Raw genomic sequence first — 15,900 nt, forward strand, 5'->3', positions numbered from 1 at the left:
GCATGCCTTTCGCCGCTATCAACCAGACCCGCATTCACTACCGGATCGACGCCACCGCCGGCAACGACGCGCCGTGGCTCGTGCTCTCGAATTCGCTCGGCGCGGACGTGTCGATGTGGACGCCGCAAATCGAGGCGTTCGCGAAGCACTACCGCGTGCTGCGCTACGACACGCGCGGTCACGGCCATTCGGACGTGCCCGCCGGTCCGTACACCGTCGATCAACTGATCGGCGATGTCATCGCGCTGATGGATCATCTCGGTATCGAGCGCGCCAGCTACTGCGGCCTCTCGATGGGCGGGCTCACCGGCATCGGCCTCGCCGCGCGTCACCCGGAGCGGTTTTCGCGCGTCGTGTTGTCGAACACGGCCGCGAAGATCGGCTCGGACGCCGTCTGGACGCCGCGCGCCGCGAAAGCGCGCGAGACGAACGGCATGGCCGCGCTCACCGATAGCGTCATCGCGCGCTGGTTCACGGCGCCGTTCATCGACCGCGAGCGGCTCGTGCTCGCCGCGATCCGCGATGTGTTCCGCCATACGTCGGGCGACGGCTACGCGTCGAATTGCGAGGCGATCCGCGACGCCGATCTGCGCGAAGAAGCGAAGACCATCGCGTTGCCGGTGCTCGTGATCGCGGGCACGCACGACATGTCGACGACCGCCGAGCAGGGCCGCGAACTGGCGGGCGCGATCGGCGGTTCGCGTTACCTCGAACTGGATGCCGCGCATCTGTCGAATATCGAGAAGCACGACGACTACACGCACGCCGTGCTCGACTTCCTCGGAGAACAGCAATGACCGACGACGAACGCTACGAAGCGGGCTTGCAGGTGCGCCGCGCGGTGCTGTCCGACGCGCACGTGGACCGCTCGCTCGCGAACCGCACCGAGCTCACGGCCGAATTCCAGAACTTCATCACGCGCTACGCGTGGGGCGAAATCTGGACGCGCGAAGGCTTGCCGCGTCACACGCGCAGTCTCATCACCATCGCGATGATGGTGGCGCTCAACCGCAGCGAGGAACTCGCGCTGCACCTGCGCGCCGCGAAAAACAACGGCGTGACGCAGGATCAGATCAAGGAAGTGCTGTTGCAGACCGCGGTGTATTGCGGCGTGCCGGCAGCCAACTCGGCGTTCCACCTCGCGCAGAAGATTTTCGAGGAGGAGGCGCGCGCGGGCGGGCAGTAATCGCGCGACCTTCGATAACGCCGTCTCCGATCTGCCGGAGACGGCTTTTGCGTTTCTAGAACGCGTAGTACGGCCCGTTACCCGCCGGCGTCGGGCGGGCTTCCAGCGCGGTGAACACGCGGCGGCCGTAGAAGAACGGCAAGCCCCAGTCGAAGAAACCGCTCGCGGGTCCGGCCAGATCGCTGAATGCGTAGTTGCCGCTGGACAAAAGCGTCGTCGACTTGCCGACGGAAAACGACACGCCCGCCGACGCGCCCGTCGTGGAACTGAGCGTCGCGCTCAGCGATTGCGTCGTCGCCGGGCAGTACCACACGCCGCAGGACGTGAGCGTCGTCGATGGAAAGAAGAGGCCGTTCGATCCGCTGTCGATGAAGCTCGAGCCGTAGTCGCTGCCGCCGAAATTCGTCGAGACGTAGCCTGTGATGGAGTTGGATTTGAGCACCGTCGCTGCACCAAGGCCATTATTCGCCTGCGATCCGATGCCGAACGTCATCGTTCCCGCGACCGTGGATGCGCCTTCGGGCGGCACCGCCGGCAGTTCGATCAGCACGCCGTTGTTGTCGGTGGAAAAGCGCGCGATGGGATTCGTCACCTGCTGCGCGACCGCGACCGTGCTCGCCGAACACGCCGTCGGCGTGCAGTTGTAGTACCAGCGCGGCATCGCGGACACGGCGCAGCCGCCGCCGCAATCGGCGGTGAACGGTCCGACGCCCAGAATGCCGTTGCCGCGCAGGTTGGCTGCGGTGAGCATCGGCAGGCCGGACTGCGTGCAATCCGTGGCTGCGGCCGGGACGGCGGAATCCGCGATCAACTGGACGGACGTCGTGCTCGCCACCTGTCCGGCGAGCCGCACGTCGGCCTGGCGCACCGCGCCCCACGTGTAGCCGGACCCCAAGACCGCGCATTCCGCGACCACGGAATTGCCCGCGTTGCCTCCGACGAGCGGCAGCGCAATGGACGGATCGAGCGCGGACGCGAGCACCCGCAGCCCTTGCGATCCCGTATCGACCTGAATGTTGTCGATGGTCTGACACGTGTTCGTGCCGGGCACGCACAGCGTGACGCTCGTTCGCAGCATGTTGCGCGTGCCGGTGGCGGTTCGCGTGACCTGAATCGGCTGCACGTTGGGCGTCGTGGATGGGACGACGACGTTGCTCGCCGCGCCCGGTGAACTCGCGGCGACCGGGGCGCTCGCCGGTGTCGGCGTGCTCGCGGCCGATGGCGCGGGCGCAGGCGGCGAAGCGGTGGTGCTTGCGGAGCCACCGCCGCCGCATGCATGAAGCAGCACGCAGAGTGCGAGCACGGGTAGACGAAAGAACGTGCGAATGGTCATGGCGGGTCTCTCGCGCTTTATTGGATATCCGCCGCCGACACGCCCGCCGGCAATGCGCTCGCGAGCCACGCGCGCCCGCTGAATTCGCGCAGCCGGGTGCGATTCTCGACGATCAGGTCCCCGTCCGAGACGCGCGCGGTGTGCAGGCCGGCATCGCCCGCCGTCGCGCTCGCGCCCTCGCGAAAGCGCGGAAAGTACGCGCCGAGCAGCGCCTCGACGTTCGGCATCGCGGGCCCGCGCCACGACACGGCGTAGACGGTGCCCGCCGGATCGACGTATTCGCGCAGCACGATCCCGTGCGCGTCGGTTGTTTCGCGATAGGTCAACAGCCCGCTTTGCGCCCGATGGATCACCGCGCCGTCCGAAGCATCCGGCGCGCGTTTGGTGGCGCCGAGTTGCGCGTGGCAGAGCGTGCTGACGCCGAGCGCGAGAAATATCGCGGCGGCGAGGTACTGAGGATGTCTTATGTTTCGCATCGTTCTCTCGATTGGTATAGGAGCAGTCCTATTTTTGAGACCGAATTTTAAGATGAATGCGAACGCGGGCGATATGGGAGCGGGGCAGCCCGTAAGAGCGCCGAAGAAAGGCGATTAGCGCCGCAGAAACAAGAGGTTGCGAAAACCGTCAAGGCGCATTGACGAATTGCGCGAGTGTCATAAATTGTCAAATGTGGGCCGGAGCGGTCTAACAGTCATGGCGCTCGACGCGATTTTCGCGCGGCATTTTCTTGGACGGCGGTCCGCAATGCGATGCGGAATGCGGACGGTGCGCAGCGACCACCGAGCGTCCCCGACGGGCCGCTCACGCCTGTTTTTGCACGGGGCTGCGCCGGACCGGTAAAATGCTGGGTTGATCCACGGACGACCCCGTGGCGTAGCGGAAGGACTTTCCAGACATGACAGATTTTCGTGTAACGAAGCGGATGGCTGCGCTTTTGGCGGTGGCCGGAATCGTGGCGGGTTGCGGCACTTCTTCGCCCACCGCGATCAACTACAAGAGCGATCAACGCTCGAAGCAATCGTCGCTCGCCGTTCCGCCGAACCTTCTCGACGAAGCCGTCGACCAGCGGTCGCTGCCGCCGCAAGGCGGCCAGGCGTCGCTCTCGGATCTCCAGCAGGTTCAGAAAGTCGCGCCGAGCGCCCCCACGGTGGTGCCGCCGGTCTCCGGCATGCATATCCAGCGCGACGGCGCGGAGCGTTGGCTCGTCATCGACAACAAATCGCCCGATCAGGTCTGGCCGCAAATCCGCCGCTTCTGGCAAGAGCAGGGCTTTCTGCTCGTCGTCGATTCGCGCGACAAGGGCGTGATGGAAACCGACTGGAACGAAACCCATCCGCAGATTTCCGACGGCCTGATCCGCGACACGCTCGCCAAGGCCACCGGCAACTCGTATGTCACGGCCGAGCGCAACAAGTACCGCACGCGTCTCGAAGGCGCATCGAACGGCGGCACGTACGTGTTCATCAGCCAGAAGGGCATGCGCGAGGCGCTGACCGGCATCAACAACGACACGAGCCAGTGGCAGGCCCGCCCGAACGATCCGGCGCTCGAAAACGAATATCTGAAGCGGCTGATGTCGTCGCTCGCGCTGGCCGATTCGCGTCAGACGGCAGGCGTCGCCGGCGCGGCTGATACCGCTCCCTCCGCGAACACGCAGCCTGCGAAGGGCGGCGATACGAAGGCGGCTGCGGCCGCCGCGCAAAACGTGGCGAACGCGGGCAACAGCCCGATTCGCAACGAGACCGTGCCGCAAGCTGAGTCCGCGCAACTGACGTTGCCCGAGGCGTACGACCGCGCGTGGTTGCGCGTGGGCATCGCGCTCGACCGGGCGAACTTCACGGTGGACGATCGCGACCGGGCGCGCGGCGTGTACTTCGTGCGTTATGTCGATCCGAACGACAAGTCGGCGCGCGAACAAGGCTTCTGGAGCCAGGTCTTCCACGGCCGCAAGGAAATTGCCGTGAAGCAGTATCAGGTCAACGTGCGCGCGATCACGGAAGGCGAGACGCGCGTGGCGATCCTCGACGACAAAGGCCAGGTCGATTCATCTCCGCAAGCGCGGCAGATCATGGCGCTGCTGGCGGGTCAGATCAGCTAACCGGCATCAACCGCGCGACCGCATTTCACGCGATGCAAACCGCCTCTTCACGAGGCGGTTTTTTTTCGCCGTTCAAGCCGCGCCGCGCGAACTCCGCGACGCGATGAAAAGTGCGCCGCCAGACGAATCGCGTGCGAAATACACGCTTATATTGCGCAGAGGATTCTTTTCATCGCGCAATGTGCGCAATAGCTTATAAAAGAATGCGCGGGGACAGTACATTGCGTTCATGGCGCGATTGACACACCGCGCCGGTCAGCCAAAGCAGCAAAGCGCCCGCAACAAGACAACAGATAACGGCTCGCGGCACGCGAGCCCCGATGGCCCCGTCGCCTATCCTCGTAGGGCGACGGCTTTTGCCCGCGTTCCACCCGGATCGCGGGTTTTTTCTTTGCGCGATTGATTCGTCACCGGCGCGATTTTCGGCGTGCGTTTATGCTTCGCTTTTAATCGTTTATTGAAGTCAGGAGAGTACGCGTATGTCAGAAGTCGCCGTCGTCGCTATTTTCGTCGCCAAGCCGGGCAAGGAAGAAGAACTGAGGCATGTGCTGGAAGCCAACGTCGGACCGACGCGCCAGGAACCCGGCGCGCTGCAGTACGACCTGCATCGCGACATCAAGGAGCCGCGCCGCTTCATCTTTGTCGAACGGTGGGAAAGCGAAGCGGCGCTCGCGGAACACGGCAAGACGCCGCACATTCAGGCCTTCAGGGCCAAGTCGCCGGAACTGTGCGAGCACGGCGACGTGCACGTGGCAAGCAAGCTGGTTTAGCCAGGCTCACGTGCGGCGGCGGGCATCAATGCGTTTCGTGCGGGACATCCAGAATGAGAATGATGGTCCAGTCCGCTTCGCCGTCATGGTGATACTGACGTTCCGCAACGATAAACGGCTGTTGCTTGCCTGCCGGCCCGAGGAACAGCACATCGCCTTCCATCGGCAGGCATTCGACCGGCGGCAGCGCCAGAAACGCGTCCTTGTTGGCATTGCGCGGCATTAGTTTCTCGATCTTGCGCGATGCCGCGTCCGTCCATTCGATATCGAGTTGGATATTGCTCATGCTGTCGTTCGCACCGGAGTGCGCTCCACGGTTGAATCGTTGAAAAAGACGATGCGCAATGTAGCACACGCCATGCGTTCCCCGAGATGCGCCTGCAATGCGAGAACGGCCCGCGGGCGTGAACCCGCGAGCCGTTCTTCATACCGCGATCAACGACGCAAATCAGATTTCTTCGTACAGCGGCAGCGTGAGAAATTCGGTGAATTGCTCGGACGTCGACATCGTTTCGAAGATCTTCGCCGCGCGTTCATACGGCTTCGTATCGCCGCCCGCGCCGCCAACGCTTTTCTTCACCTTCTCCAGTTCGTCGATGATGATCTCGCGCACCATCGCGGCGGTGACCTTGCGGCCGTCTTCGAGCTTGCCCTTCGGCGAGCGAATCCATTGCCAGACTTGCGAACGCGAGATTTCCGCGGTGGCGGCGTCTTCCATCAGGTTGTGGATCGGCACGCAGCCATTGCCCGCAAGCCACGATCCGAGGTAATGGATGCCGACGTTCACGTTGTTGCGCAGACCCGCTTCCGTGATCGGCGCTTCGGGGCGGAAGTCGAGCAGATCGTGCGCGGTCACTTGCACGTCGGGGCGCTGCTTGTCGATCTGATTCGGCTTGTCGCCGAGCACCTTGACGAACTCTTCCATCGCGACCGGCACGAGCCCCGGATGCGCGACCCAGCCGCCGTCGTAGCCGTCGGTGGCGTCGCGCGCCTTGTCGGAGCGCACGCCGCCCATCGCTTTGTCGTTCGCGGCGGGATCGTTCTTGATCGGAATCAGCGCGGACATGCCGCCGATGGCGGGCGCGTTGCGCTTGTGGCACGTCTTCAGCAATTCGAGCGCGTAGGCGCGCATGAACGGCACGGTCATCGTGATCTGCGAACGGTCCGCGAGGCAGAAGTCCGGATCGTTCTTGAACTTCTTGATCGCGGAGAAGATGTAGTCCCAGCGGCCGGCGTTCAGACCGGAACTATGTTCGCGCAGCTCGTAGAGAATCTCGTCCATCTCGAAGGCGGCGAGAATCGTCTCGACGAGCACGGTCGCGCGAATCGTGCCGCGCGCGATGCCGACGCCTTCCTGCGCCGCGATGAAGACATCGTTCCACAGACGCGCTTCGAGATGGCTTTCCATCTTCGGCAGATAGAAGTACGGGCCGCTGCCGCGAGCGATCAGTTCCTTCGCGTTGTGAAAGAGATAGAGCGCGAAGTCGAAGATGCCGCCCGACACGCGCTGTCCGTCGACGGTGACGTGCTTCTCGTCGAGATGCCAACCGCGCGGACGCACGATCAGCGTCGCGATCGTGTCGTTGAGCGTGTACGACTTGCCGTTCTGCTCGAGCGCAATGGTGCGGCGCACGGCTTCTTTCAGGTTGATCTGGCCGACGATCTGGTTTTCCCACACGGGCGCATTCGAATCCTCGAAGTCGGTCATGTAGGAATCCGCGCCCGAATTCAGCGCGTTGATGATCATCTTGCGCTCGACCGGGCCGGTGATTTCGACGCGCCGGCGCTGCAGGTCTTTCGGCAGCGGCGCGACGGTCCAGTCGCCTTCGCGGATCGCCTTCGTTTCGTTCAGAAATCCGGGTCGCTCGCCCGCGTCCAGACGCTTGGTGCGCTCGACGCGCGCGGCGAGCAATTCCTGGCGGCGCGGCTCGAACCGGCGATGCAGCGCGGCGACGAGCGCGAGCGCCTCGGGCGTCAGGATGGCTTCGAAGCCGGGCTTGATCTCGGCCGAAATGGCCATGCCCTCGGGCAGCGCGATCGGGTTCGAAGGGTGCGTCATGTGTTTTCTCCTTGGTCGGTCAGACGGTTTTGCTTTTGGGGTTGAATTGTGTTCGTGCGCTGACGGCCGTGTTCACGCGCCCGCGCGGCGGCGTGCGGAACGTGCGCGATCGGCCGCGAGCGCAATGGGCTGCTGAGCGCATCCGCCTTCGATGAACGCGACGAGTTCGCTCATGCCGCGCCCCACCGCGCGCGGCGCGACGCCGAGTTCCTCAACCGGCAGGCCCGCGCGATCGAGCCAGAACGTCGCGTAGCCGAACCACGTCGCGCCCGCGACGTCCCATCCGTTCGACGACACGAATACGATCTCGCGCGCCGCCGCGCCGAACGCGCGCGGGCCGAGTTCGTACGCGGCGGCGGCCGGCTTGTAAGCGCGCACGGCATCGACCGACAGCACGTGATCGAAGAGGCCGGTCATGCCGGCGCTTTTCACGGCGATATCGAGCATCGGCGGATTGCCGTTCGAAAGAATCGCGAGCGGCACACTGTGGCGTTCGCGCAGTGCTCGCAGCGCGGGAAGCGTGTCGGGGAACGCGGAGAGGCAGGCGTATTCGTCCATCAGACGCTTTTCGGCGGCGGCTGTCAGCGCGTCGGTCAGACCGAGGCGCGCGGCAGCGTGGCGCAGCGCATCGATCGTGATATCCCAAAAGGGCGTGTAATGGCTGCCGGATGGATCGGCGAGCGTGCGCAACTGCGTGTATTCGATCTGCTTTTGGCGCCATAGTTGAGACAGCGCCTGCCCGTTGCCGGGGAAAAGCTGCTCGGCTGCGGCGATCACCGAGTGAACGTCGAAGAGCGTGCCATAAGCGTCGAAGATGACTGCGCGGGGAACGAGCGAGGGTGTGGACGATGCGTGTGTCGTTATGGCCGACATAGCCGTGCGCTCCAGGTAGAGGTCGGGGTCGATTCTATTGTTGATCGAACTGATGGAAAAAGCCTCGCTCGATCACTTGATCTTTTACTTTTTCGTACCTAATCTGTGCGGCAGTTCCCGGCATTGACGAGCAAAGCGCATGGATCGGTTCAAGCAGATAGAGACGTTCGCGTCCGTCGCGGCGAAAGGCAGTCTTTCGGCGGCGGCGCAAGCGGAGGGCATCGCGCCGGCGGTCATCGGCAGAAGGCTCGACGCGCTGGAAGAGCGCCTCGGCGTCAAGCTGCTCGTACGCACGACGCGCAAGATCACGCTCACGTTCGAAGGCTCCGCGTTCCTCGAGGACTGTCAGCGCATCATCAACGACATGCAGAACGCGGAGGCGAGCGTGTCGGCAGGCGGCGTGAAGGCGAGCGGACATTTGCGCGTGTCGGCGCCCGCGGGCTTTGGCCGGCGTCACGTCGCGCCGCTTCTGCCGGCGTTCACCACGCTGCACCCGGATGTCTCCGTGAGTCTCGATCTCACCGACCGCATGGTCGATCTCGTCAACGAGGGATTCGACTGCGCAGTGCGGCTCGGCGAGTTGCCGGATTCGTCGCTGGTGTCGCTCAAGCTCGGCGAAAACCGGCGCGTGTGCGTGGCGTCGCCCGCGTATCTGGAGAAGCGCGGCAAACCGGCCACGCTGAGCGCGCTCGCCGATCACAACTGTCTCGCGCTCGGCGCGTCCGCCAATCAGCAGCGCGGCTGGGTCTTTCAGCAGGACGGCAAGGTCGTCACCATCAAGGTTTCCGGCACGATGGAATGCTCGGACGGCGCCGTGCTTCATGAATGGTGTCTCGAAGGACGCGGCCTCGCCTGGCGGTCGTGGTGGGAAGTGGGCGCGGATATCGGCGCGGGACGGCTCGTGAGCGTGCTCGACGTTTTCGCCGCGCCGCCGATCGGCATTCACGCCGTGTTCCCGCAGCGCCGGCACTTGCCGTTGCGGGTGCGGCTGTTTCTCGATCTGCTGAAGCATACCTATGCCGCTCCGGGTTACTGGGAGGCGCTCGCGCCCTGAGAAGACTCGCTATGGAATCCTACTTAACAGTCAGCGACGAATCGTCCGAGCCGCCGCCCGCGTACTGACTACAATGAATGCGTGCCCCGCCGTTCAAAGGAGGACGCGATGTTCAAGCACATCCTGGTACCCACCGACGGCTCCGAGCTGTCGCAGAAAGCCATCGACGGCGCCATCGATCTCGCGCAGTCCGTCGGCGCGCGCATCACCGCTTATGCGTGCCTGCCGCAGTATCCGTACTCGCCGTTCGCGGATGTCGCCGTGGAGCCGCCCGACGACTTTCACGCCCGCGCCGAACGCGAGGCGCGCGAACATCTGCGGGCGGTCGAGCGAGCCGCCGAGGAGGCGGGCGTGCCGTGCGACAGCGTGACGAGCATCGAAGCGGCACCGTATATCGGCATCATCGACGCGGCGGAGCAGAACGGCTGCGACGTCATCCTGATGGCCTCGCACGGCCGTCGCGGGCTTGGAAGCCTGCTTATCGGCAGCGAAACACAGCGCGTGCTCACGCATACGCGCATTCCGGTCATCGTTTATCGGTGAGAATCGCGGCGGCCGCGACGCGCTTGGAATGCGCGCCACGGCCGCCGCTCTTTTCACCGCTCTCCCTGATTCAGCCTGCCCTCGGGCGTTCGTCACGCCACTTTCTTGTCGAAGAACTGCTCGTCTTCGGTCGATCCGTGCAGCGCGGTCGTCGACGCTTCGCGCTCGACCGTCTGCGTGACAGCATCGAAATAGCCCGTGCCGACTTCGCGCTGATGCTTGACGGCCGTGAAGCCCTTGTCGGCGGCGGCGAACTCCGCCTGCTGCAACTCGACGAACGCGCTCATCTGCGTGCGCGCGTAGCCGTGCGCGAGGTTGAACATCGAGTAGTTCAGCGCGTGGAAGCCCGCGAGCGTGATGAACTGGAACTTGTAGCCCATCGCGCCCAGTTCGCGCTGGAACTTGGCGATGGTCGCGTCGTCGAGATTCTTCTTCCAGTTGAACGACGGCGAGCAGTTGTACGAGAGCAGCTTGCCGGGGAACACCTTGTGGATGGCCTCGGCGAATTTCTTCGCGTATTCGAGGTCCGGCTTGCCGGTTTCGCACCAGACGAGATCGGCGTAGGGCGCGTAAGCGAGGCCGCGCGAGACGGCCTGATCGAGACCGGGCCGCGTGCGGTAGAAGCCTTCGACGGTGCGCTCGCCGGTGAGGAACGGCTTGTCGTTGTCGTCCACGTCGGAGGTCACGAGATCGGCGGCTTCGGCGTCGGTGCGCGCGACGAGCAGCGTCGGCGTGCCGCAGACGTCTGCGGCCAGACGCGCGGCGACCAGTTTCGCGACGTTCTCGCGCGTCGGCACGAGCACTTTGCCGCCCATGTGGCCGCACTTCTTCACGGAGGCGAGCTGGTCCTCGAAGTGAACGCCCGCCGCGCCGGCTTCGATCATCGCCTTCATCAGCTCGAACGCGTTGAGCACGCCGCCGAAGCCGGCTTCCGCGTCCGCGACGATCGGCGCGAAATAGTCGATATAGCCTTCATCGCCCGGATTCTTGCCTTCGGACCACTGGATCTGGTCCGCGCGCGTGAACGTGTTGTTGATGCGCTTCACGACGAGCGGCACCGAGTTCGCCGGATACAGCGACTGGTCCGGATACATTTCGCCCGCGATGTTCGCGTCGCCCGCCACTTGCCATCCGGACAGGTAGATGGCCTTCAGGCCGGCCTTCACCTGCTGCATCGCCTGATTGCCGGTCAGCGCCCCGAGCGCGTTGACGAACGGCTCTTCCTGAATTAGCGACCAGAGCTTCTCCGCGCCGCGCCGCGCGAGCGTGTGCTCGACGGGCACCGAGCCGCGCAGACGCACGACGTCTTCGGCCGAGTAGCCGCGCTTGATGCCTTTCCAGCGCGGATCCGTTTCCCATTGCTGACGGAGTTGCTGGGCTTGTTGTTGACGTGACGTCATGGCGTTTCTCCTTGAGATCGGGCTGTACGACGAAACGATGGCTGGTTTTGGTCGCGGTGCGAGCAGTGCGCAACTCTTATATAAGAGTGTAGGCCGGTCGGTTTCGGAGTAGAAGCCGTCGCAAGCAGTTTTAACGATAGAGAATTCTGTGCAAAATCAATAGTGTATCAGCGATATTTCATAAAGCGGAAGGTGCTTTTCCATGCTGCAATCGGTTTCGTTGTGCCGCGCAGCAAGGCTTTTGCGACGCGCAAGACCGTTGCACATTATGAAATGCAGCGATGGGCGAAAAAAAACCGATGCACGCGGCATCGGTTTTCTTGTCCTTCGGCGAAAGGCGGCATAGACACGCCGCTCATGCACTTACATCAGTTGCCGCGACGCGGTGCGCGCGGGCCGTCGTTGCGGCGTGCGCTGTAGCCGTCACGTTGGCCGAAACCGCCGTCGCGATTGCCGCCACGATAGCCGCCTTCGCGATCGCCGCTGCCGGCGTTGCCGCCGCGATAACCGCCTTCGCGATAGCCGCCTTCACGCGCGCCGGCGCTCGGCTTGTTGCCGTAGCCGCTGGCGTTGGCCGCGCCGTAGCCGCGTCCGCCGCCATTGCCGCTGCCGAAGCGCCGGCCGCCGTTACTGCCGCCCGGACGGCCGCGGCCGCCGAAGCCACCCTTGGGCGGCGCCTTGCGCGGCTCGAAGCCGACGACGACGTTCACCGGCAGCGGTGCGTGCACGAAACGCTCGATGCGCTTGAGCGCGCCCATTTCGGCATGATGCACGAGGCTCACAGCCGTGCCGCTGCGTCCCGCGCGGCCCGTGCGGCCGATACGGTGCACGTAGTCTTCGGCGAACTTCGGCAGGTCGTAGTTGAACACGTGTGTGATGCCCGGGATGTCGATACCGCGTGCCGCGACGTCCGTTGCCACCAGCACGCGCACGCGGCGCTCGCGCAGCGCGCGGATCGTGCGGTTGCGCGCGCCTTGCGGCAGGTCGCCGTGCAGCGCGGCCGATTCGAAGCCCGCATCCGACAGACGATTCGCGATCAGATCGGCGTCGCTCTTCGTGGCCGTGAACACGATGGCCTGATCCAGATCGGTATCGCGCAGCAGGTGATCGAGCAGGCGATCCTTATGATCGCGGTCATCGACGTAATGCACGGTCTGCGCGATGTTGCTGCGCGCTTCCAGCTTCTGCACGATCTCGATACGCTCCGGATCCCTCAGCAGGCGACCGGTCAGCGACGCGATCTTGCCGTCGATGGTGGCCGAGAACAGCAGCGTCTGGCGCGTGGCCGGCGTGGCGGCGACGATCGTCTCGATGTCTTCGATGAAGCCCATGTCGAGCATGCGGTCGGCTTCGTCGAGCACGAGCATGTTAAGGTTCGACAGGTCGATGCGGCCGCGCTCCAGATGGTCGATCAGACGGCCCGGCGTCGCGACGAGGATTTCAGGGTTCTTCGCGAGCAGCATCAATTGCTGGCCGTACGCGACGCCACCGAGAATGCTGACCGTGCGCAGGCGGCGCAGATGGCGGCCGTACGTGGTCGCGGCGGCGGAGACTTGCATCGCGAGTTCGCGCGTCGGCGTGAGCACGAGCAACTGCGGGCGCGCGATGGGCTGCGGACGGCGGCCGGGACGCGCGTTCGGATCACGCGGCTGACGCGGCTGCTGCGCTTGCAGCTTCTCGAGCTGCGCGAATTTTTCGATGGCCGGCAGCATGAACGCCGCCGTCTTGCCGGAGCCGGTCGGGCTCGAAACCAGCAGGTCGCGGCCGGCGAGCGCGGCGGGAATCGCGCGCTGCTGCACGGGCGTCGGCGACTGGTAGCCGGCGTCGGTCAATGCGGAGACGATATCGGCGGAGAGGCCGAGGGATTCGAAACTGGGGCCGGCGGGTGCGGCGGGTGCTGCGGCTGCGGCCGGTGCCGTCTCGGCTGCGGGTGCGGCCGTGTCAGCGTCGGGGGAAATGCCAAGCGTTTGTGCTGCGATGTTGTCCAACGGGCTGGGGGTGAAGCTCGAAGTCATGTCGATCCTTGAAACGGGAAATAAGGCGTCGGCGCCAATCGGCATACCCAAGTCGTTGGATTCAGCGAGCGAAGAAACAGCGAGCAAATCGAAAAACGGGGGCAACTCGCGCAAACAGACGGCGAGCATCGTTGTTAGAAGCTGTATCGGATACGTCAGGGCGCTTAAGCACTGACGTCAGCCTGGATGACGGGCCGCGAAATGATTAGCGCACAAACGATGCGCTACGGCCTGGCAGGGAAGGGACAGTTTCTAAACTGGATTGGAGCGAAACGCTACGAAGCACTTTGATAGCTGCTTGGCGAGCAGTATATCGGAATTTGCTGCACCGCGCCACACTTTGACGCATGCGCGCGCCATCAGAGAGCATCGACGGCGCGCGGCAGGTGCAGCGTCGATCACCCCGCTTCGCCGCGTTTGAGCGATTCGACGAGCTCGACATAACGGGCTTTGGCGGTGTCGCCCGGTGTGCCTTTCAGCGCGGCCCAGGCTTCGTGCTTGTACTTGCCGGCGATGTCCGTGAAACCGGGCGCGTCGTCTTGCACATCGCCGACGCTCGCCTGTTTGTAGAGTGCGTAGAGACGCAGGAGCGTGAGATTGCCGGGGCGCTCGGGCAACTGCGTGGCGTCGGCTTGCGCCTGGGCGAATTGCTGGTCGATGTCGGTCATGCGGGGCGTCCTTTGCTTTTTGAGATGCGGGCGATCTTAGCAAGCCGACAGGGGCGGCCCGTGGAAGCATTCTTCGAATCGCAAGCCGCGACGAACGCGGCGCATGATCGCGAAGAGAAGTCCGCCGACGAACGCCGGATGTCACGCGAGCCGCAAAAGCCGGCGCAGTCCCGCATTACAATACCGGCTATGACACGCACCGTACTGCTCGCTCTCGATACCTCGACGGAATTCTGCTCCGTCGCGCTCCTGCTCGACGATTCCGCGACGAAGCCGTCGTCTGCTGCCGCGCCTGCTTATGTGAGCGGCGATACATCGGTCTGGTTTCGCCACGAAGCAACGGGCGCGGTGTCGAGCACGCGCCTCTTGCCGGCGGTGCGCGAACTGTTCGACGAAGCCGGGCTCGCGCTCGCCGACTGCGACGCGATTGCGTTCGGCGCAGGGCCGGGGTCGTTCACGGGCCTGCGGACCGCGACCGGCGTCGCGCAAGGACTCGCGTTCGGCCTGAACGTGCCGGTGGTGCCGGTGAGCACGCTGCTCGCCTGCGCCGAAGCGGCGCGGCTCAACGATGAGTCAATGCCGGCCCGCGTGCTCGTCGCGCTCGATGCGCGCATGGACGAAGTTTATTGGGCCGAGTATGAGTATGACGCGACGCTCGGTGCAGACGCAGACGCAGACGCAGACGCAGACGCCAGCGCCAACGCCGACGCAAAGGCCGACGCCGACGCAAAGGCCGACACCAACGCAGACGCAAACGCAGACGCAGACGCCAACGCAGACGCAAACGCAGACGCCAACGCAGACGCAAACGCCAACGCAAACGCAAACGCCAACGCCAACGCCAACGCCAACGCCAACGCCAACGCCAACGCCAACGCCAACGCCAACGCCAACGCCAACGCCGATGCCAACGCCAACGCCGATGCCAACGCCAACGCAGCCCGACCCGGCGACTGGCGCGAACTCCACGCCGCATCGCTCGATGTGCCCGCCGCGCTGCCGCTTCCTGCTGCGCTGTTCGCGCTCGCGGGCAACGCGGCGGCGGCGTTCGGCGATCGGCTGCCGGCGCTCGCAGCCGCCGCGCATGTGGATCGCGCTGCGCTGCCGCACGCGCTGCCTGTCGCGCTGCTCGGCTTGCGCGCGTGGCGGGCGGGGCGCGCGGTCGCGCCTGAGCTTGCCGCGCCGGACTACGTGCGCAACAAGGTCGCGCAGACCACGGCCGAGCGCACCGAAGCCCGCGCCGCCGGCGCCCGATCCGCCGTCGATTCGGCCAGCGCGGAGGCGCTTCGGTGAGCGGCGTATTGCTTGCGGATCGGTATCTGACGCCGATGACCGAAGCCGACCTCGACGAAGTCGCCACCGTCGAGAAGCTCGCCTACGAGTTTCCGTGGAGCCGCGGCAATTTTCAGGATTCGCTGCGCAACGGCTATTACGGCGTGTGCCTGCGTCATGTGACCGGCACGCTGATCGGCTATTGCGTGCTGATGCCGGTTGTCGATGAGATGCATCTGCTGAATCTGTGCGTCGCGCCGTCCGCGCAGCGTGCGGGCGCGGGTCTGACGCTGCTGCGCGAAGCCGTGCGCGTCGCGCGTGCGGAGAAGCTCGAAGGCATGCTGCTTGAAGTGCGGCCGTCGAATCCGCGCGCGATTCAGCTCTACGAGCGGTTCGGCTTCACGGCCATCGGGCGCCGCAAGAATTATTACCCCGCGCGGCATCGGTCGCGCGAGGACGCAATCGTCATGCGTCTGTCGTTCAAGGAGAGTGCGCATGGCGCTCGATGAATCGCTGATCGAGGAACTCGGACTCGGGCTTCGTTGGGTGAGGAGAAAGACGAGCGCGCCGGCGCCGGATGCGGTGGAGGCGACAGCACGTGCCGCGACCGCGCCGCAAGTTGACGCGTC

16 protein-coding genes are annotated in these 15,900 nt (G+C 64.9%); 8 read left to right on the plus strand and 8 right to left on the minus strand.

The features are described from left to right. The first annotated feature begins 2 nt into the window (after window positions 1-2). A complete protein-coding gene (pcaD, locus tag GV035_RS15635; protein WP_159835945.1) occupies window positions 3-797 on the plus strand; it encodes a 3-oxoadipate enol-lactonase in 795 nt (264 codons plus the stop codon). Further along, window positions 794-1,186 carry a 4-carboxymuconolactone decarboxylase gene (pcaC, locus tag GV035_RS15640; RefSeq protein WP_159835946.1) on the plus strand — a complete coding sequence of 131 codons (393 nt, stop codon included), beginning with the start codon at window positions 794-796 and terminating at the stop codon, window positions 1,184-1,186. The genes pcaD and pcaC overlap by 4 nt, the downstream gene beginning before the upstream one ends. 55 nt (window positions 1,187-1,241) lie before the next feature. Here pcaC and GV035_RS15645 read toward each other — a convergent pair whose 3' ends face one another. Next, entirely contained in the window at window positions 1,242-2,519 is a 1,278-nt protein-coding gene (locus GV035_RS15645) for a DUF3443 domain-containing protein (RefSeq protein WP_159835947.1), read from the minus strand. A gap of 17 nt (window positions 2,520-2,536) precedes the next feature. Continuing rightward, complete coding sequence (locus GV035_RS15650; protein WP_159835948.1) at window positions 2,537-2,995, minus strand: DUF2844 domain-containing protein; 459 nt, start codon at window positions 2,993-2,995, stop codon at window positions 2,537-2,539. Between the two features lie 419 nt (window positions 2,996-3,414). On the opposite strand from GV035_RS15650, the gene bamC reads away from it, so the two are divergent. Continuing rightward, a complete protein-coding gene (gene bamC, locus GV035_RS15655) occupies window positions 3,415-4,617 on the plus strand; it encodes an outer membrane protein assembly factor BamC (RefSeq protein ID WP_159835949.1) in 1,203 nt (400 codons plus the stop codon). Window positions 4,618-5,096: 479 nt separating this feature from the next. Next, complete coding sequence (locus tag GV035_RS15660) at window positions 5,097-5,387, plus strand: putative quinol monooxygenase (protein WP_159835950.1); 291 nt, start codon at window positions 5,097-5,099, stop codon at window positions 5,385-5,387. Window positions 5,388-5,412: 25 nt separating this feature from the next. Here GV035_RS15660 and GV035_RS15665 read toward each other — a convergent pair whose 3' ends face one another. The 3 genes from GV035_RS15665 to GV035_RS15675 form a co-directional block, all read right to left on the minus strand. After that, window positions 5,413-5,673 carry a DNA-binding protein gene (locus GV035_RS15665; protein ID WP_159835951.1) on the minus strand — a complete coding sequence of 87 codons (261 nt, stop codon included), beginning with the start codon at window positions 5,671-5,673 and terminating at the stop codon, window positions 5,413-5,415. Between the two features lie 162 nt (window positions 5,674-5,835). Continuing rightward, window positions 5,836-7,446 carry a malate synthase A gene (gene aceB / locus GV035_RS15670; protein WP_159835952.1) on the minus strand — a complete coding sequence of 537 codons (1,611 nt, stop codon included), beginning with the start codon at window positions 7,444-7,446 and terminating at the stop codon, window positions 5,836-5,838. Window positions 7,447-7,518: 72 nt separating this feature from the next. Further along, a complete protein-coding gene (locus GV035_RS15675; protein ID WP_159835953.1) occupies window positions 7,519-8,319 on the minus strand; it encodes a haloacid dehalogenase type II in 801 nt (266 codons plus the stop codon). Between the two features lie 139 nt (window positions 8,320-8,458). On the opposite strand from GV035_RS15675, the gene GV035_RS15680 reads away from it, so the two are divergent. Beyond that, the gene (locus GV035_RS15680) at window positions 8,459-9,373 is read left to right on the plus strand and encodes a LysR family transcriptional regulator (RefSeq protein WP_159835954.1); all 915 of its coding nucleotides are present in this window, start codon (window positions 8,459-8,461) and stop codon (window positions 9,371-9,373) included. Window positions 9,374-9,481: 108 nt separating this feature from the next. Continuing rightward, window positions 9,482-9,916 carry a universal stress protein gene (locus GV035_RS15685; RefSeq protein ID WP_159835955.1) on the plus strand — a complete coding sequence of 145 codons (435 nt, stop codon included), beginning with the start codon at window positions 9,482-9,484 and terminating at the stop codon, window positions 9,914-9,916. Window positions 9,917-10,008: 92 nt separating this feature from the next. Here the strand turns inward: GV035_RS15685 and aceA are convergent, their stop codons facing one another. The 3 genes from aceA to GV035_RS15700 all read right to left on the minus strand — a co-directional run bounded on the left by aceA (window position 10,009) and on the right by GV035_RS15700 (window position 13,999). Then, window positions 10,009-11,316, minus strand: coding sequence for an isocitrate lyase (aceA, locus tag GV035_RS15690; protein ID WP_159835956.1), 1,308 nt, complete (start codon window positions 11,314-11,316; stop codon window positions 10,009-10,011). Between the two features lie 368 nt (window positions 11,317-11,684). After that, window positions 11,685-13,331, minus strand: coding sequence for a DEAD/DEAH box helicase (locus GV035_RS15695; protein WP_159835957.1), 1,647 nt, complete (start codon window positions 13,329-13,331; stop codon window positions 11,685-11,687). Between the two features lie 398 nt (window positions 13,332-13,729). Then, window positions 13,730-13,999: an acyl-CoA-binding protein gene (locus tag GV035_RS15700; RefSeq protein ID WP_159835958.1), complete on the minus strand. Its 270-nt coding sequence runs from the start codon at window positions 13,997-13,999 to the stop codon at window positions 13,730-13,732. Window positions 14,000-14,188: 189 nt separating this feature from the next. On the opposite strand from GV035_RS15700, the gene tsaB reads away from it, so the two are divergent. Both tsaB and rimI read left to right on the plus strand, forming a co-directional pair. Then, complete coding sequence (tsaB, locus tag GV035_RS29495) at window positions 14,189-15,292, plus strand: tRNA (adenosine(37)-N6)-threonylcarbamoyltransferase complex dimerization subunit type 1 TsaB (RefSeq protein ID WP_236572623.1); 1,104 nt, start codon at window positions 14,189-14,191, stop codon at window positions 15,290-15,292. Beyond that, window positions 15,289-15,780: a ribosomal protein S18-alanine N-acetyltransferase gene (gene rimI, locus GV035_RS15715; RefSeq protein WP_159835959.1), complete on the plus strand. Its 492-nt coding sequence runs from the start codon at window positions 15,289-15,291 to the stop codon at window positions 15,778-15,780. The genes tsaB and rimI overlap by 4 nt, the downstream gene beginning before the upstream one ends. Window positions 15,781-15,900 lie beyond the last annotated feature (120 nt).

This window comes from Burkholderia sp. 8Y (assembly GCF_902506145.1).
Lineage (GTDB): Bacteria > Pseudomonadota > Gammaproteobacteria > Burkholderiales > Burkholderiaceae > Caballeronia.